This window comes from Ornithinimicrobium tianjinense (assembly GCF_014636495.1).
In the GTDB taxonomy this organism is placed as follows: Bacteria; Actinomycetota; Actinomycetes; order Actinomycetales; family Dermatophilaceae; genus Ornithinicoccus; species Ornithinicoccus tianjinensis.
Genome location: NZ_BMEM01000004.1, coordinates 65,484 through 81,562, shown reverse-complemented (window position 1 = coordinate 81,562; position 16,079 = coordinate 65,484). Strand labels below are relative to the sequence as shown.

General features: G+C 72.9%; 15 protein-coding genes and 1 tRNA gene. 11 read left to right on the top strand and 5 right to left on the bottom strand.

Features of this window, described 5'->3' with window-relative positions; genetic code table 11:
* Window positions 1–46 precede the first annotated feature (46 nt).
* From nuoH to htpX, 8 genes are read left to right on the top strand one after another with little or no spacing between them, the layout of a single operon-like run.
* Window positions 47–1,021: an NADH-quinone oxidoreductase subunit NuoH gene (nuoH, locus tag IEV65_RS11990; RefSeq protein WP_188431108.1), complete on the top strand. Its 975-nt coding sequence runs from the start codon at window positions 47–49 to the stop codon at window positions 1,019–1,021.
* Entirely contained in the window at window positions 1,018–1,506 is a 489-nt protein-coding gene (locus IEV65_RS11985; RefSeq protein WP_188431106.1) for a NuoI/complex I 23 kDa subunit family protein, read from the top strand. Before nuoH ends, IEV65_RS11985 begins: the two co-directional genes overlap by 4 nt.
* Window positions 1,503–2,015: an NADH-quinone oxidoreductase subunit J family protein gene (locus IEV65_RS11980; RefSeq protein ID WP_188431104.1), complete on the top strand. Its 513-nt coding sequence runs from the start codon at window positions 1,503–1,505 to the stop codon at window positions 2,013–2,015. Before IEV65_RS11985 ends, IEV65_RS11980 begins: the two co-directional genes overlap by 4 nt.
* Complete coding sequence (nuoK, locus tag IEV65_RS11975; protein WP_188431102.1) at window positions 2,012–2,356, top strand: NADH-quinone oxidoreductase subunit NuoK; 345 nt, start codon at window positions 2,012–2,014, stop codon at window positions 2,354–2,356. The genes IEV65_RS11980 and nuoK overlap by 4 nt, the downstream gene beginning before the upstream one ends.
* Window positions 2,353–4,404 carry an NADH-quinone oxidoreductase subunit 5 family protein gene (locus tag IEV65_RS11970; protein ID WP_188431100.1) on the top strand — a complete coding sequence of 684 codons (2,052 nt, stop codon included), beginning with the start codon at window positions 2,353–2,355 and terminating at the stop codon, window positions 4,402–4,404. The genes nuoK and IEV65_RS11970 overlap by 4 nt, the downstream gene beginning before the upstream one ends.
* Window positions 4,401–6,008 carry a complex I subunit 4 family protein gene (locus IEV65_RS11965; RefSeq protein WP_188431098.1) on the top strand — a complete coding sequence of 536 codons (1,608 nt, stop codon included), beginning with the start codon at window positions 4,401–4,403 and terminating at the stop codon, window positions 6,006–6,008. The genes IEV65_RS11970 and IEV65_RS11965 overlap by 4 nt, the downstream gene beginning before the upstream one ends.
* The gene (locus IEV65_RS11960; protein WP_188431096.1) at window positions 6,005–7,447 is read left to right on the top strand and encodes an NADH-quinone oxidoreductase subunit N; all 1,443 of its coding nucleotides are present in this window, start codon (window positions 6,005–6,007) and stop codon (window positions 7,445–7,447) included. Before IEV65_RS11965 ends, IEV65_RS11960 begins: the two co-directional genes overlap by 4 nt.
* A 49-nt stretch (window positions 7,448–7,496) precedes the next feature.
* On the top strand, window positions 7,497–8,372 hold the full coding sequence (gene htpX / locus IEV65_RS11955) for a zinc metalloprotease HtpX (protein WP_188431094.1): 876 nt from the start codon (window positions 7,497–7,499) through the stop codon (window positions 8,370–8,372).
* Window positions 8,373–8,447: 75 nt separating this feature from the next.
* Here htpX and folP read toward each other — a convergent pair whose 3' ends face one another.
* The 4 genes from folP to IEV65_RS11935 form a co-directional block, all read right to left on the bottom strand.
* Window positions 8,448–9,383: a dihydropteroate synthase gene (folP, locus tag IEV65_RS11950; RefSeq protein WP_188431092.1), complete on the bottom strand. Its 936-nt coding sequence runs from the start codon at window positions 9,381–9,383 to the stop codon at window positions 8,448–8,450.
* Between the two features lie 28 nt (window positions 9,384–9,411).
* Window positions 9,412–10,857: a hypothetical protein gene (locus IEV65_RS11945; RefSeq protein ID WP_188431090.1), complete on the bottom strand. Its 1,446-nt coding sequence runs from the start codon at window positions 10,855–10,857 to the stop codon at window positions 9,412–9,414.
* A 58-nt stretch (window positions 10,858–10,915) separates the two neighbouring features.
* The gene (locus IEV65_RS11940; protein WP_188431088.1) at window positions 10,916–11,461 is read right to left on the bottom strand and encodes an RNA polymerase sigma factor; all 546 of its coding nucleotides are present in this window, start codon (window positions 11,459–11,461) and stop codon (window positions 10,916–10,918) included.
* A gap of 154 nt (window positions 11,462–11,615) precedes the next feature.
* Window positions 11,616–11,698, bottom strand: a tRNA-Tyr gene (locus IEV65_RS11935).
* A gap of 91 nt (window positions 11,699–11,789) precedes the next feature.
* On the opposite strand from IEV65_RS11935, the gene IEV65_RS11930 reads away from it, so the two are divergent.
* From IEV65_RS11930 to rocD, 3 genes are all read left to right on the top strand, one after another.
* Entirely contained in the window at window positions 11,790–12,287 is a 498-nt protein-coding gene (locus tag IEV65_RS11930) for a YajQ family cyclic di-GMP-binding protein (RefSeq protein WP_188431086.1), read from the top strand.
* A gap of 19 nt (window positions 12,288–12,306) precedes the next feature.
* Window positions 12,307–13,650, top strand: a complete 1,344-nt coding sequence (locus tag IEV65_RS11925; RefSeq protein WP_188431084.1) for an MFS transporter — start codon at window positions 12,307–12,309, stop codon at window positions 13,648–13,650.
* A 102-nt stretch (window positions 13,651–13,752) separates the two neighbouring features.
* Entirely contained in the window at window positions 13,753–14,976 is a 1,224-nt protein-coding gene (rocD, locus tag IEV65_RS11920) for an ornithine--oxo-acid transaminase (RefSeq protein WP_188431082.1), read from the top strand.
* A 115-nt stretch (window positions 14,977–15,091) separates the two neighbouring features.
* On the opposite strand, the gene IEV65_RS11915 is transcribed toward rocD, so the two are convergent.
* The gene (locus IEV65_RS11915) at window positions 15,092–16,045 is read right to left on the bottom strand and encodes a helix-turn-helix transcriptional regulator (protein ID WP_188431080.1); all 954 of its coding nucleotides are present in this window, start codon (window positions 16,043–16,045) and stop codon (window positions 15,092–15,094) included.
* Window positions 16,046–16,079: the final 34 nt, after the last annotated feature.

Below are 16,079 nucleotides of genomic sequence, written 5' to 3'. Positions count from 1 at the left end.
GCATGGGGGCAGCGGGGCCGCCCCCGCGTTGGTTAGTGTGGCGATGATGCTCACCGACCTCCCCCTCCTCGTCGAGGTAGCGCTCAAGGCCGTCGTCGTCCTGGCGGCCTTCCTGACGCTGCCTCTGGCGCTGGGGCAGCTTGAGCACAAGCTCATGGGCCACATGCAGGGGCGCCTCGGGCCGATGGAGGCCGGACCGCACGGGATCCTGCAGCTGGTCGCCGACGGCATCAAGTTCGTGCAGAAGGAGGACGTGACCCCGGCGGCGGCCGACCGGCACGTCTTCCGCCTCGCCCCGGCCGTGGCGCTCATCCCTTACCTGGTCGCGCTCGCGGCGATCCCCTTCAGCGCCGCGTGGGTCGCGGCCGAGGTGCCGGCGTCGCTGCTCTTCGTGCTGGCCGCCACCAGCGTCGGGGTGATCGGCACCCTCATGGCGGGCTGGGGCAGCGGCAACAAGTACTCCCTGCTCGGCGGCATGCGCGCCGGCGCTCAGCTCGTCTCCTACGAGCTCCCGCTCGTGCTGAGCGCCGCGAGCGTCGCGCTGGCCGCCGGCACTCTCTCGCTGACGGGCATCGTCGAGGCCTGGTCGTGGTGGTGGCTGCTCTGGCAGGCGCCGGCCGCGTTCGTCTTCCTGGTCGCCAGCGTCGCCGAGCTCCAGCGCACCCCGTTCGACGCTCCCATCGCGGACGCGGAGATCGTCTTCGGGGCGTTCACCGAGTACACCGGTCTGCGCTTCGCCTTCTTCCTGCTGGCGGAGTATGCCGGCATGGTGGTCATGGCGGTGCTGTTCACCGTCCTCTTCCTCGGCGGGTGGCGCGGCCCGTGGGGTGACGTCGCCGCCGTCGGTGCAATGTGGACCCTCGTCAAGGCCACCGCCGTCGGCGCGCTCTTCCTCTGGATGCGCGTCGCCTGGCCCCGCGTGCGCGAGGACCAGCTGCAGCGGCTGGCCTGGCTCGTCCTGCTCCCGATCGGGCTCCTTCAGCTCGCGATCACGGCCGCCGGGGTGGTGGTGCTGTCATGAAGGGTCTGATCAAGGGTCTGGCGACGACCGCGAAGGTCCTCGCCCGGGGCGCCCACACCGTGCAGTACCCCCACGTCCAGCCGGACCTGCCCGAGCGGTCACGCGGGGTCATCGCGCTCCTCGAGGAGAACTGCACCTCCTGCATGCTCTGCGCCCGCGAGTGCCCGGACTGGTGCATCACGATCGACTCGCACAAGGAGACGATCCCGGCGCAGACCGAAGGCGGGCGGGACCGGCAGAAGAACGTCCTGGACCGCTTCGACATCGACTACTCGCTGTGCATGTACTGCGGGATCTGTGTCGAGGTCTGCCCGTTCGACGCGCTCTTCTGGGCCCCGGACTTCGCCTACGCGGAGGGCGACATCCGCAACCTGCTCCACGACAAGGAGCGCCTCGGCACGTGGATGGAGCGGGTGCCCGAGTCCACCTGGCCAGAGGGTTACGACGGCTACACCCCGGACGCTCCCGCGGGAGACGATCGGTGAGCGGTCTCGACGTCCTGTTCCTGGCCGTCGGCCTGGTCACCGCCGGCTCCGGCCTGCTCGCGGTGATGTCCGTCCGCGTCCTGCACGCCGCGCTCTGGCTCGTCGTGACCCTCGGCGGCCTCGCCGGCTGCTACCTCGTGCTCGGCGCCGAGCTGGTCGCGCTCGTCCAGCTGCTCGTCTACGTCGGCGCGGTGGTCGTGCTGGTGCTCTTCGCGCTCATGCTCACCCGCAGCGGCGGCGTTCCCGTCGTCACCTCGCTGCCGCAGCGCGGGGCGTCCGCCCTGGTGGGCGCCGGCACGACGATCCTCCTGGGCGGGGCCCTGCTGGCCACCCTCGGCGACGGTCGCGCCGAGGTGACCGGACCGGACAGCACCGCGGTGGCCACCGGCATCTTCGGCACCTACGTCTGGCCGTTCGAGCTGCTGTCCGTGCTGCTGCTGCTCGCGCTGGTCGCCGGCGTGGCCGTCGCCCGGGCACCCGTCGGCGGGCGGGAGGGGGAGCAGGCATGATCCGCCCCGCCCTGCCCTACCTGCTCGTCGCCGTGCTCGCCGGCCTGGGGGTCTACGGCATCCTCGCGCGTCGGCACGCCGTGCTCGTCCTCGTCGGCGTCGAGCTGCTCCTCGGCGCCGCCGGCCTCCTTCTCGTCACCGTCGGCCAGACGGCGACCTCCCCGGACCAGGCCGCTGCGACGTCGGGTCCCGTGCTGACCCTGTTCGTCATCACGATCGCCGCTGCCGAGGTCGTCGTCGCCCTCGCCGTGCTGCTCGCGCTCTTCCGCGCGCGCGGCCACCTCGACCTCCACGCGGACCTCGACCCCCGGGACCGGGACACCCAGGAGGCAGAGGCGTGAGCGCCGAGCTGACGACCGCACCGTCGGCCTTGCTGCCCGACCCGGACGAGCTGTCCTGGGCCGACGTCCAGCTGCCGTCGCTGCCCCTCCCGACACTGCCGGTCCCCGACCTCTGGGGGACCCCCGCCCAGTGGGCCGTGCTGCTGTCCGTCCTCGCGGCGCTCGCCGGCATCACGCTGTCCGGCCGCTCCAACCGGCTGGCCGCCTGGATCGGGGTGGGCGGCGCACTGGCCACCTGGGCCGCCACCGTCTGGCAGCTGTATGCCGTGACCGCCGCCCCGGGGGGCCGTCGGGCCTCCGGGACGATCGGCGCGCTGCCCCTGGGTGAGCTCGACGTGCCGCTGGGCCTGGTGGCGACCTGGCCGCTGGCGCTGATCGCGGCCACGGTCGCCACGGTCGCGACGGTCGTGCAGGTCTACGCCCGCTGGTACCTCTGGTACGACCCGCGCTACCGGACCTTCGCGGCGACCGTGTCGCTGTTCACCGCCGCCATGCTGCTCACCGTGCACGCCGACGACGTGCTCCTGCTCATCGTCGGCTGGGAGGTGATGGGCTGGTGCTCCTACCTGCTCATCGGCCACCACTCCACCAAGCGCGCCGCCCGGCGCGCGGCAGCGAAGGCGCTGCTCGTCACGCGCACGGCCGACATCGGCTTCGTGCTCGGTCTGGTCATGCTCGCGGGCGGCGCGGGCACCACCTCCCTGACCCGGATCGTCGAGCACTGGGTGGCCGTCGGCCAGGGCCCGGGCCTCGTGGTCGCCATGGTGCTGCTGGTGCTCGGCGTCGCCGGCAAGTCCGCCACCTTCCCCTTCCAGGACTGGCTGCCCGACGCGATGGAGGGCCCGACCCCGGCGTCCGCGCTCATCCACGCGGCGACGATGGTCGCGGCAGGCACCGTCGTGCTGACCCACCTCTTCCCGCTGCTCGCGATCACCGGGCCCGCGCGCCTGCTGCTCGCGGTGCTGGCCAGCGTGACCGTCCTCGGCGCGGCGCTGCTCGCCTTCGCCCAGGGCGACATCAAGCGGCTGCTGGCCTGGTCCACCGTGAGCCAGGTCGCCCTCATGCTCGCCGCGCTGGCCGCGGCCACCCCGGAGTCCGGGCCCGACGCCGCCGCCCAGCACCTCATCGCCCACGCCTGGTTCAAGGCCCTGCTCTTCCTCACCGTCGGCTGGTTGGGGGTGCTGGTCGGCGGCACCGCGATGACCCTCGTCGCCTCCGGTGCCCGGCGCTACCGCGTCCTCCGTCGGCGGCTGGCCTGGGGGCTGCTGGGCCTGGCCGGGGTCCCGCCCTTCGTCGGGTTCTTCTCCAAGGAGCTGATCCTCGGGACGGCCGAGGCAGGAGCCGTGTCCTCCGGCGGGGTCGCCTCGGTCATCGTGCTGTCCTCGGTCGGTGCGGCCGCACCGCTCACCGCGGCCTACTGCATGCGCGCGTGGCTGGTGCTCGACCGACCCACGGAGGCGGAGGTGCACGCGGCGACCTACCACCAGGGCGAGATCGAGCGCATCGACGACTTCTTCGACGAGCCCGCGGTCCTCCACGAGGCCGAGGGGCTGGAGCGGGCCGAGTCGGCGATCAGCTCCTCGGCGCGGCTGGGCACCACGGTGCTCACCCTCATGACGCTCCTGGGCAGCGTGGTGGCCGCGCTGCCGGTCTGGCGCAACGACATCCACCTCAACGTCCAGCTGCTGGTCGTCACCCTGCTGCTCATGGTCGTGGCTGCTGCCGCCGTCGCCCTCGCCGCGCGGGGTGTCCGCACCCGTGACGCGGGCGCCCGGGTCCCGGCGGCCCTGAGCATCGCCGCCGAGCGGGGTCTCGGCTTCGACTACGCCTACCGGCTCGTCGTCGCGACCCCGGTCGTGGCGCTCGCCGAGGCCCTCACCTGGTTCGACCGAGAGGTCCTGGACGCCTGGGTCCGCGCCGGTGGCGTCGGCACCCGCCTGCTCGGCCGCACGGCGCAGTGGCTGACCCCCCGCCGCGCCACCCCGGCCATGGCCCTCGTGCTGGGCGCCGTCCTCGTCCTGGCCGCCGTGGGGGTGGTCACGCGATGACCGACCGGCTGACCGACCTCGCCCGCGCCACCGCCGCGCTCGTCCCCGACCTCGGGACCGCCTGGCTCGCGCTCGCCCTCGCGCCCCTGCTCCTCGTCGCCGTCACCCTCCTCGTCGCGGGCCGCTGGCCCACCGCCCCCGGCCACACGACGATCAGGGCGCTGGCCGTCACGGCGACGTCGGCCTCGGCGCTCGGTGTCGCCGGTGTCGCGCTGCACCGACCGGTGCTCGAGCTGCCGTGGATCCCCGGCCTCGGGGTGTGGTTGCGCCTGCAGGCAGACGGTCTGAGCATCCCGCTCCTGCTGCTCACCGCCGTGGTGAGCGTCGTCGCCACCCTCCTGCACCTGCACGTGCCGCCGCCGGCACGGCATACCCCGGTCTCGGACGAGGACGTGGCCGTGACGTCGCCGATCCCGGACGTGCGCAGCCTCGACGTCCCGGGCCTGGCGACCTACCACGCGTGCCTGCTCCTCGTCACGCTCGGCGCCCTCGTCGCGTTCCTGGCCGGGGACGCGATCCTCTTCTTCGTGGGTTTCGAGCTGGTGCTCGTGCCGATGTGGGTGCTGGTCGCCCGCTACGGCGACCCCGGCAGCGACCGTGACGGGGCGGCGATCCGCTTCCTCATGGTGACGGTGATCGGCTCGACCCTGATGCTCCTCGGGCTGCTCGGCGTCGCGACCGCGACCGGCACCACCGACCTGTCCCGGTGGGCCGAGCTGCGCGGCCAGGGCATCCCGCCCGCCGCCCAGGCCGTCCTCGCCGCGGTGCTGCTCCTCGGCCTCGCCCTCAAGATCCCGGTCTTCCCGCTCCACACCTGGCTGCCGTGGGTGCACGCGACCGCGCCCACGGCGGGCTCGGTGCTCCTGGCCGCCGTCCTCCTCAAGCTCGGGACCTACGGCATCGTTCGGCTGGTGATCCCGGTCGTGCCCGAGGGCTTCTCGCTCTGGGCGCCGCTGCTCGGGGGGCTCGGTGTCACCGGCGTCATCTGGGCGGCGCTGGCCTGCCTCGTCGAGCCCGACCTCAAGCGGCTCATCGCGTGGTCCTCGATCGCGCACCTCGGCTTCGTGGTCCTGGGGCTGGCCTCCGGCACCCAGACAGGGCTGCAGGCCGCGCTCTTCGGCAACGTCGCCCACGGGCTCATCTCTGCGCTGCTCTTCGTCGTGGTCGGCGGGCTCAAGCACCGCTGGGGCTCGGCCCACCTCAGCGTGGCGCGCGCGGCCCTGCGCGAGGGCGCGCCCCGGCTCGGGGCCTGGCTGGTGCTGGGCATCGCCGCCTCCATGGGCCTGCCGGGACTGGCCGGCTTCTGGGGCGAGATCGGCGCCGTCTACGCCGCGTGGACGCCTGCGGCCGACCGTCCCGACGGCTGGTTCCGCCTGTATGCCGTGGCCGCGGCGGTAGGCGGGGCCCTCGCCGTCGCCTACGGTGTTCGCGTGCTGCACGAGGTCTGGTCGGGTGACCGCGTCGAGCCGCGGATCCCGGACGCCGTGCGCACCGAGCGCGTGGCGCTGCGGATCCTCGGCGTGCTCGTCGTCGCCGTCGGGGTGCTGCCGGTGCTCCTGCTGACGGTCACGGAGGCCTCGGTGGTGGCGGTGATCGGGCGATGAGCCTCGAGGTGCACCTGCTCTCCACCCTGCCCGTGCTGGCCCCCGTCGTCGCCGCCGTGCTGGTCCTCGTCCTCGACGCGCTGGTGCTGGGTCGGCGGACCGTGCACCTGGCCACGGCCGCCGTGGGCCTGCTGGTCGGGGCCGGCGCCGCGCTCCCCGGCGTGCTCCTGGGCGCCGGCGACAGCGTCCAGGCGTTCTGCCTGGCCAGCGGGGAGTGCCTCTACGCCGCGGACCGACTTGTCTCCGCCCTCCAGGTGGCGGCCCTGCTGGGCGCTCTGGTCGTGCTCGTCCTGGCCTGGCCCGAGTGGTCGGCCGAGGGCGACCGCACCCCGGTGGTGGTCGCGCTCCTGCTCGGGGCCACGGCGGGTGCCGCGTCGGTCCCGGCGGCGGGCGACCTGGGGACCCTGCTCGTCTCGATCGAGCTGGCGACCCTGCCGACCGTCGTGCTCGTCGCACTGACCGACCCGCGCTGGGCCGGGGAGCGGCGGGCCCGCTCGGTCGAGGGCGCGGTCGCGCTCCTCACCACCTCCCTCGTCTCCTTCGGCCTCCTCGCGATGGGCGCGGCGCTGTGGGTCGCCGCGACCGGCACCGCGCTGCTCGGGGCGCCGACCGCCCGTGAGCCCGTGCTCCTGCTGCTGGCCTCCGTCTTCGTCCTCGCCGGGCTGGCGTTCAAGGTCTCGGCCGTCCCGTTCCACGCCTGGACGCCGATCACCTACGTGACCGCGCCGCTGCCCATCACCGCCTACCTCGCGACCGTCTCCAAGGTGGCGGCCCTGGGCGCCCTCGTCGTGCTCGTCCGCGCTCTCGGAGCGGTCGACGACACCACGCTGCTCGCGGTGGCGCTGCTCGCCGCCCTGTCGATGACGGTCGGCAACATCGTCGCGCTCGTGCAGACCGACGCCGTGCGTCTGCTCGCCTGGTCGACCGTGGCCCAGGCCGGCTGGGTGCTGCTCCCGCTGGCCTCGCTCTCCTCGCGGGCCGTCCACGCCGCCGGCTCCTACCTCCTCGTCTACATCGCCGGCACACTCCTGGCCTTCGTCGTCGTGGTCGCGGTCGCCCGGGCCACGCGCGGGGGCGACACCTCCCTCGAGGCCCAGCGCGGGCTCGTCCGGTCCCGTCCGCTCCTGGCGCTGCCGCTGGGGCTGGCGCTGCTCACCCTCGCCGGTCTGCCGCCCGCGGTGGTCGGCCTGGTCGCCAAGGTGGTCGCCCTGCGCCCCGTCGTCGGCGACGGCACCTGGTGGCTCGCGGTCGTGGCGGCGGTCAACGTCGCGATCGGCATCGCGGTCTACGTCCGCTGGCTCGCGGTGCTCCTCGGCCCGACCGGGAGCGGCGCCGAGGTGGCGCCGCAACGGCATACCCCGGTCGCGGTGTGGGGCCTGGTCGCCACCCTGTCGGCCCTCCTCGTCGTCGGCAGCATCGTGCCCGTCGGGGTGCTCTGACCCCCTCCCGTCCTGGAACAAGGCCTTCGACCAGCGCGTTTGGAGCGATATGCACAAGCACTACAACGGCCTGAAGACCGCGCTGCTGTTCGGCGCGATCTGGGCCCTGTTCCTCGGCCTCGGGGCCGTGATCGGCGGCGGCCGCTACATCTGGCTGTTCGCGCTGCTCGGACTCGGCACCACCTTCTACAGCTACTGGAACTCCGACAAGCTGGCGATCCGCGCCGTGCGGGCCTACCCGGTGACCCGCGAGCAGCAGCCGCAGATGTACCGCATCGTCGAGGAGCTCTCGGCCGTCGCGCAGAAGCCGATGCCGCGGCTCTACGTCAGCCCGACGGCCGCGCCCAACGCCTTCGCCACCGGCCGCAACCCCGAGAACGCCGCCGTCTGCTGCACCGAGGGGATCCTGCACCTGCTCGACGAGCGCGAGCTGCGGGGCGTCCTGGGCCACGAGCTGATGCACGTCTACAACCGGGACATCCTCACCAGCTCGGTGGCGGCCGGCGTCGCGGGCGTCATCACCTCGGTGGCCCAGATGATGCTCTTCTTCGGCGGCGGCAACCGCGAGAACGGCGGCAACCCGCTGGCGATGCTCGCGATGGCGCTGCTGGCGCCCTTCGCCGCCACCGTCATCCAGCTGGCCATCAGCCGGACCCGTGAGTATGACGCGGACGAGGACGGCGCGGCGCTCACCGGCGACCCGCTCGCCCTGGCCAGCGCCCTGCGCAAGCTCGAGGCCGGCACGGCGCGGGCGCCGCTCTCCCCGGAGCCGCGCGTCGTCAACGCCAGCCACATGATGATCGCCAACCCGTTCCGGGCCAAGGACGTCACCGCGATGTTCGCCACCCACCCGCCGATGGCCCAGCGCATCGCGCGCCTGGAGAAGATGGCCCAGGGGCGCCAGCCCGGCATCGAGCGCTACTGAGCTCCGGGGGTCGCCCGAGCCACTCAGGTGAGTGGGTCAGGTCCGCGCTCCTCGGGTATGCCGTGCCCGAGCCACTCACGGCTCGCCACGGACAGCACGCACCGGCGGCCGCTCTCCGCGGATGCTCGCGACCATGTCCACGACCCGCCGCGTCGCGCGCACGTCGTGCGCCCGGAAGACCGTCGTGCCGAGCCAGGCCGCCACGGCGGTCGCGGCCAGGGTGCCTTCGAGCCGCTCGTCGGCCTCCAGGTCGAGGGTCTCCCCGACGAAGTCCTTGCGCGAGAGCGCCTGCAGCACCGGGTAACCCAGGGCAGCGACGTCGGCGGTGTGCCGCAGCGTGACCAGCGAGTGCCGGGTGGTCTTGCCGAAGTCGAGCGTCGGGTCGACGAGGATCCGCTCCCTCGGCACGCCGGCGGCCTCGGCCGCCCGGGCGCCCGCGGCCAGCACCCCCAGCACGTCGCGGACCACGGCGAGCTCGTCGGAGCCGCGAGCATCGGCATACCTCACCGCGACGGGGTCCGTCCTCGGCGGCAGTCCGCCGGTGTGCGAGCACACCACTCCGGCGCCGATCCGCGCCGCGACCCCGACCAGGTCAGGGTCGTGCCCCGCCCAGGTGTCGTTGACGAGGTCGACCACGCCCTCCGCGGCGGCGGCGACCTCGCTGCGCCAGGTGTCCAGGGAGAGGACGAGCTGCGGGTATGCCGCGCGCGCCGCCTCGAGGAAGGGCAGCACGCGGCCGATCTCCTCGTCCGCGTCCACCCAGGCGCCCTCCTGGCCCGCCCGCACCCCGCCCACGTCGACGATGTCGGCGCCGGCGGCGACCGCGGCGTGCAGCGCCGTCATCGCATCCTCGAGCGCGGCGTGGCGGTTGCCTGCCCAGAAGGAGTCCGAGGTGCGGTTGACGATGGCCATCACCGCCGGGCGGGACGCGTCGAAGACCCTGCCCCGCAGCACCAGGGCTGGTGTGCGGGGCAGGGTCAACGGGGCGGGGTCGGGCGGCGCGCTGGTCATGGACGCATCGTGCCACCCGGGCCGCCGGCTACTGCCGCCAGTCCACCCACTTGATCGACTCGTCGGTGAGCGCCAGCACGCTGTAGTGCGCGCCGTCGTCGGTCACGAGCTTCCAGGCGGGCACCTCGACCGAGCCGGAGCTGGTCCACATCGTGCCGCTCGTGAGCTCGGCGTCGGTGACGACCTTGTCCGCCATCAGGAGCGGCAGCGGGTCGCCGGGAGCGAGCGGGCCGCTCTCCGGCGGGTCGTACTCGGGGACCGGCATCGTGAGCGAGTCGGTCGGGCCGGACTGGGCGGCGAGGTCCTCGGCGAGCGTCACGGTGTACTCCACCGCGAACGCTCGCTGCCCGTAGCGCTCCACCGCCTCGACGGCGGAGATCACCGGGTAGTCACCGAGCGACGTCATCTCGCCGACCGCGCCCCAGGCGCTGTAGACCCCGTCGGGGCCGACGCTGGCGTTGATCATCAGCTCGCCTCCGCGCTGACCCTCGGGCCAGCCCTCGACCATGACGTAGTTGACCCCAGGATCCTGGTACTCCGACGCCTGCAGCGTGTAGTCCGAGACGTCCAGGCCGGTGCTGGCGAAGAAGTCCTTCGCCGCAGCGACCGCCTGCTCCGTGGTGGGGAGCGCACCGTCGGGAGGCTGGCACTCCGCCTGGTCCGGGAAGGGGATGTCCGGGCCCATCGCGCGGGCGAACTCCTCCTTCATCGTCGCGAGGTCCTCGGCGCTCATGCCCTCGTACATGTCGGTGCAGTAGGGGCTGCGGAGCTGGTCCTCGTAGCTGAGCTGCAGCGCTCCGCCCGCGGTGCTGACCGACAGCACGCGCATGGTGTCGACCTCGATGAGGACGTGCTCGCCGTACCAGCCGGCGCCCTCCGACTCCGGCTGGGGCGCGACGCCCTGGAAGTCGATCCGCTCGGCCCAGGCGGCGAGGAACGCCGCCGGGTCCTCGTCGGTGGTCAGGGCCCGCACCGGGGCCGTGCCCCGCTCGGCCGACAGACCCGGCCCCGCCTGGAGCCGCACCGGACCCATGTCGAACATCGCGCCGCTGCCGCCCGCCATGCTCTTCTCGTCGGAGCCCATCGCGTCCACGCCGGGCATCGCGGTGGCAGCGGCGCCATCGTCACCGAGCGGCGCGGACTCCCCGGCCGTCCCGCTGTCGGTGCCGTCGTCGCGGCTGTCGTCCTCGGTGCTGGAGGCGGAGACGATCGGCGTCTCGCCGCCCCCGGCGGCGCCCAGCGCGTAGCCACCGCCGCCGAAGCCCAGGGCGGCGACCGCGGCGGCCGCGATCCAGGGGGCGCGCAGGGATGGACCGCGCATCAGGTCGTCGTGGACCGCGGTGACGTGGTCGGTGCCCTGGCTCGCCGGGGCCTTGCCGGCGACGAGCGAGCGGAGGGCGTTGAGGTCGGGGTGGGATCCGGTCGCGGGGTCGCTGTCGCGCAGCCGCGCCATCGCCTCGTCGTGGTCGACCATGATGATCTCCTTGCAGTGGGTGGTGCAGGTGGTGGCAGGTGGTGGGTATGACGTCGACCTAGTGGTCGTCGTCCCAGGCGTCGCGGAGCCGGGCCCTGGCACGTGAGAGCGCGGCCGCTGCCCCGCCTCGCGTGAGGCCCAGCGCGTGAGCGAGGCCTTCCCCGTCCAGTCCCTCCCAGGCGTGCAGCATCAGCACCGTGCGGTCACGGGCGCTGATCTTGGACATGGCGCGCCGCACCTCGTCGTCGGCCATCACCAGATCGGCCGGGTCGACGCTGCGGGTGGTGCTCGCCTCCTCCTCGCCGCGGCCGTACTCCGCGATCAGGGTGAGGGTCGGCTTGCGACGGTGGTTGGCGAGGACGAAGGAGGCCGTCTTGTAGAGCCACGGCAGCTCGAACCCCTCGGGGACCTTGTCCCTGCGGCGCCAGGCCGTCGCGAAGACCTCGGCGGTCAGGTCGTCGACGTCGTCGTGGGCGGCCCGCCGCACGAAGTAGCGGTGGACGGACGTCGCGTGCTGGGCGAAGAACCCGTCGAACCAGGTGGCGTCCCGCTGGTCGCGGACGGACGTCTCCGGCGGGTCGTTCCCCGCGAGGCGTAGCGCCATCGCTGCCCTCCTCGGTCGTGTCGGCGTCGGCACCGGCTGGCGGCGACACCCCCACTATGTGCCTGGCGGAGGCGGTGTTGCACACCCCCGTCCTGAAGGAGCGGCCCAGGGACGACGAAGGCCCCGCGGAGCTCGCGGGGCCTTCGTCAGTGGGTGGCAGGTGCAGGATTCGAACCTGCGTAGGCGTACGCCGACGGATTTACAGTCCGCTTCCATTGGCCACTCGGACAACCTGCCAGTGCGCGCACGGCGGCGCGCGGATGAAAGGATAACAGTCTCATCGAGCAGTTCCGAACCGAGCGCCCGCGGGCACAGGAGGTATGCCGTCATGGCCGACTCGTCCTTCGACATCGTCAGCAAGGTGGACCACCAGGAGGTGGCCAACGCCGTCAACCAGGCCGCCAAGGAGATCAGCCAGCGCTACGACTTCAAGAACGTCGGGGCCTCCGTCGAGCTGGCCGGGGAGAGCATCAAGATGACCGCCAACAGCGAGGAGCGCTGCCTGGCGGTCCTCGACGTGCTCCAGACCAAGCTGGTCAAGCGCGGTGTGTCGCTCAAGCACCTCGACTACAGCAACGACGGCGTGCCCCGGCTCTCCGTCAAGGAGTTCAAGCTCGACGCCGCCCTGAGCGAGGGCATCTCCAGCGAGAACGCCAAGAAGGTCTCCAGGATCATCCGCGAGGAGGGGCCCAAGAGCGTCAAGGCCCAGATCCAGGGCGACGAGCTGCGGGTGACCTCCAAGTCCCGCGACGACCTGCAGGAGGTCCAGCGCCTCCTGAAGGGCAAGGACCTGGACTTCGCGATCCAGTTCACCAACTACCGCTGACGCGGCATACCCTGCCGTCATGTCCACGACGACGCCCCCGGTGGCGGCCGAGAAGCCGACCCGTCCCGAGCGGATGGGTCGGCTTCCCTACACCAGAACGCACACCAGGGTCCTCGCCGGCGCCGGCGCCGGGTGGGCCCTGGACGCGATGGACGTCGGGCTCATCAGCTTCGTCGGCCTGGCGATCGCCACGCAGTGGGACCTCACCCGCACCGAGCAGTCGTGGCTGCTGTCGATCGGCTTCGTCGGGATGGCGCTGGGAGCCACCGTCGGCGGGATGCTCGCCGACCGCTACGGGCGCCGCACGGTCTTCGCGCTCACCCTGCTGATCTACGGCCTGGCGACCGGCGCCTCGGCGCTGGCGACCGGCCTCGCGATGCTGCTGGTCCTGCGCTTCCTCGTCGGTCTGGGCCTCGGGGCCGAGCTGCCCGTCGCCTCCACGCTGGTCAGCGAGCTCTCGCCGACGCGGATCCGCGGGCGGATGGTGGTGATCCTGGAGTCCTTCTGGGCGGTCGGCTGGATCCTCGCCGCCCTAATCGGGTTCTTCGTGGTCCCCACCTCCGCGGACGGCTGGCGCTGGGCCTTCGCGCTGGGGATCGTGCCCGCCCTGTATGCCGTCGTCGTCCGCCTCGGCCTGCCCGAGTCGCCGCTCTTCCTCGAGCGCCGCGGCCGGGTCGACGAGGCCGAGGCCGTGGTCCGCCGTTTCGAGGTGTCGGCCGGCGTCGACGCGGTCGAGAGCCGTCCCCTGCCACCCGCTCCGGCGCGCACTCCCGGTGAGCTGTGGAGCACGGCATACCGGGTCCGGACCCTGGGGATCTGGCTGGTCTGGTTCTTCGTCAACTTCTCCTACTACGGCGCCTTCATCTGGCTGCCGAGCCTGCTGCACGCGCAGGGCTTCGACCTCGTGCGCTCCTTCGGCTACACGCTCGTCATCACGCTCGCGCAGCTGCCGGGGTATGCCGTGGCCGCCGTCCTCGTCGAGGTGTGGGGGCGCCGCGCCACGCTGGCCACCTTCCTGGTGGGCTCCGGCGTGGCGGCCGTGCTCTTCGGGATGGCGGGGGAGGTGTGGCAGATCATCGCCGCCGGCTGCGCGCTGAGCTTCTTCAACCTCGGGGCCTGGGGCGCGCTGTACGCCGTCACGCCCGAGATCTACCCGACCACCCTGCGCGCCTCGGGGGCCGGGGCGGCCGCCGGCTTCGGCCGCATCGCCTCGATCGCGGCCCCGCTGCTCGTGCCGGTGATCCTCGGCGCCTGGGGCAACGCGGCGCTCTTCGTCGTCTTCGGCGCGGCCTTCGGGGTCGGCGCCGCGGCCGCCTGGTTGCTGCTCCCGGAGCAGGCCGGCGACGCCCTGGACGTCAGCTGAGGAGCGTCCGCGCGGACACTGCATACTTATGCTGTAGTCTGCATGACTAGCCGACGCGAGGCTGTGTTCCTGCACCAACCCCCGAGCCCTAGGATGACCCGCATGACTGAGCTGTCCACCAACCAGGACTTCATCGACCTCGAGGACAAGGTCGCTGCGCACAACTACAGCCCGCTGCCGGTCGTCGTCGAGCACGCCGAGGGCATCTGGGTCACCGATGTGGAGGGCAACCGCTACCTCGACGCCCTGTCCGGCTACTCCGCGCTCAACTTCGGGCACCGTCACCCCGCCCTCGTCCAGGCGGCCAAGGACCAGCTCGACCGGTCCACGCTGACCAGCCGCGCCTTCCACAACGACCAGCTGGGCCCGTTCTGCGCCAAGCTCGCCGAGCTGGTGGGCAAGGACATGATCCTGCCGATGAACACCGGGGCCGAGGCCGTCGAGACCGCGCTGAAGATCGCCCGCAAGTGGGGCTACCTCGTCAAGGGCGTCCCGGCCGAGCAGGCCAAGATCATCGTCATGGACGGCAACTTCCACGGCCGGACCACCACGATCATCTCCTTCTCCGACGACCCGGAGGCGCGCGACCACTACGGCCCCTACACCCAGGGCTTCGAGTCGGTCCCCTACGGCGACCTCGCTGCCATCGAGGCCGCGATCGACGACCACACCGTCGCCGTGCTCGTCGAGCCGATCCAGGGCGAGCAGGGCGTGAAGATCCCCAAGGAGGGCTTCCTGCCGGGCCTGCGCGAGCTGTGCACCGCCAAGAACGTCCTGATGATCGCCGACGAGATCCAGGCCGGCCTGGGCCGGGTCGGCACCACGCTCGCGTGCCAGTACGAGGGCGTCGAGGCCGACCTCTACACCCTCGGCAAGGCGCTCGGCGGCGGCATCGTCCCCGTCTCCGCCGTGGCCGCGGACGCCGAGGTCATGAACGTCATCACCCCGGGCACCCACGGCTCGACCTTCGGCGGCAACCCGCTCGCGGCAGCCGTCGGGCTGGCGGTCTGCGAGCTGCTCGAGACCGGCGAGCACCAGCAGAACGCCGCCAACCTCGAGGGCCAGTTCCGTGAGGCGCTCGAGGCGCTCATCGGCCAGGGCGTCGACGAGGTGCGGGTGCGCGGGCTCTGGGCGGGCATCGACATCTCCACCGATCTGATGACCGGCAAGGAGGCCTGCAAGAAGCTGGCCAAGAAGGGCGTCCTGGCCAAGGACACCCACGGCTCGACCATCCGCCTGGCCCCGCCGCTGACCATCACCAGCGAGGAGCTGAAGATCATCACCGACGCCCTGACTGAGGTCGTCACCGAGGCCAAGCAGGCCTGAGCGCCTCAGCGGCAGAGCACGATCCCGTCCCGCGGTGATCGTCACGCAGAAGTCAGGACCGTTCCCGACTTCCGCGTGACGATCACCGCGGGACGCGTGCGTTCCGTGCCCGAGGTCATCCCACCGCGGCGGTGAGCCGGTCGGCCAGCTCGCGCACCGTCTCCCTCAGCTCCGGCGGCTCGAGGACCTCGAAGGCCACGCCCAGCCAGAGCGTCTCGATGGCGAGGTAGTCGAGGGTCTCGGCGCCCGTCTCCAGCTCGCAGGTGCCGTCGCCGAGGTCGGTCAGCCGGCCGGCGTTCTGCGGCACCCTGGCCACGACGTCGTCCAGCGGAGCGTGAAGGCGCAGGCGTGCGACATACCGGTAGGGGGAGCGCAGGACGGAGTCGCGCACGTAGTCGACCGGGTCGGGCGCCTCGCGGGCGGTGGAGCGGAAGGTCGTCGCGTGCACGCTGGGCACCTCGACCCGGTCGAGGCGGAAGGATCGCCAGTCGCCGCGGTCGGTGTCCCAGGCCAGGAGGTACCACCGCCTGCCCATCGCCACGACGCGGTAGGGCTCGACCCGGCGGGTGCTGGCCGCGCCGTCGCGCGCGAGGTAGGCGAAGTCGAGCAGCACCCGGTCGCGGCAGGCGCGGGCGACCGTGCTGAGCAGGCGGGCGTCGACGGGCATGTTGACGCCCTCCACGACGGCCACGGCATGGCTGATGGCCTCCACCTCGCCGCGCAGCGTCGCCGGCAGCACCTGGTCCAGCTTGGCCAGGGCGCGCAGCGCGGAGTCCTCGACGCCGGTGACCGAGCCGCCGGCCGCCAGCCGCAGGCTCACCGTGACGGCGACCGCCTCCTCGGGGTCCAGCAGCAGCGGGGGCAGCTTGCCGCCGGCGCCCAGCTGGTAGCCGCCACCGACCCCCGTGCTCGCGCGCACCGGGTAGCCCAGCTGCCGCAGCCGCTCCACGTCGCGCCGCACGCTGCGGGTGGTCACCCCGAGGCGCTCGGCCAGCTCCGGCCCGGTCCAGATCGCCCGACCCTGCAGCAGTCCCAGGAGCTGGAGCACGCGGGCGGTGGTGTCCGTCATACCCCCAGCCTGCCACCGACCGCGGACACACCCT

Coding starts and splice junctions, on each gene's coding strand:
- nuoH (WP_188431108.1), top strand. CDS start 47: ATGCTCACCGACCTCCCCCTCCTCGTCGAGGTAGCGCTCAAGGCCGTC.
- IEV65_RS11985 (WP_188431106.1), top strand. CDS start 1,018: ATGAAGGGTCTGATCAAGGGTCTGGCGACGACCGCGAAGGTCCTCGCC.
- nuoK (WP_188431102.1), top strand. CDS start 2,012: ATGATCCGCCCCGCCCTGCCCTACCTGCTCGTCGCCGTGCTCGCCGGC.
- IEV65_RS11965 (WP_188431098.1), top strand. CDS start 4,401: ATGACCGACCGGCTGACCGACCTCGCCCGCGCCACCGCCGCGCTCGTC.
- IEV65_RS11960 (WP_188431096.1), top strand. CDS start 6,005: ATGAGCCTCGAGGTGCACCTGCTCTCCACCCTGCCCGTGCTGGCCCCC.
- htpX (WP_188431094.1), top strand. CDS start 7,497: ATGCACAAGCACTACAACGGCCTGAAGACCGCGCTGCTGTTCGGCGCG.
- folP (WP_188431092.1), bottom strand. CDS start 9,383: ATGACCAGCGCGCCGCCCGACCCCGCCCCGTTGACCCTGCCCCGCACA.
- IEV65_RS11945 (WP_188431090.1), bottom strand. CDS start 10,857: ATGGTCGACCACGACGAGGCGATGGCGCGGCTGCGCGACAGCGACCCC.
- IEV65_RS11940 (WP_188431088.1), bottom strand. CDS start 11,461: ATGGCGCTACGCCTCGCGGGGAACGACCCGCCGGAGACGTCCGTCCGC.
- IEV65_RS11930 (WP_188431086.1), top strand. CDS start 11,790: ATGGCCGACTCGTCCTTCGACATCGTCAGCAAGGTGGACCACCAGGAG.
- IEV65_RS11925 (WP_188431084.1), top strand. CDS start 12,307: ATGTCCACGACGACGCCCCCGGTGGCGGCCGAGAAGCCGACCCGTCCC.
- rocD (WP_188431082.1), top strand. CDS start 13,753: ATGACTGAGCTGTCCACCAACCAGGACTTCATCGACCTCGAGGACAAG.
- IEV65_RS11915 (WP_188431080.1), bottom strand. CDS start 16,045: ATGACGGACACCACCGCCCGCGTGCTCCAGCTCCTGGGACTGCTGCAG.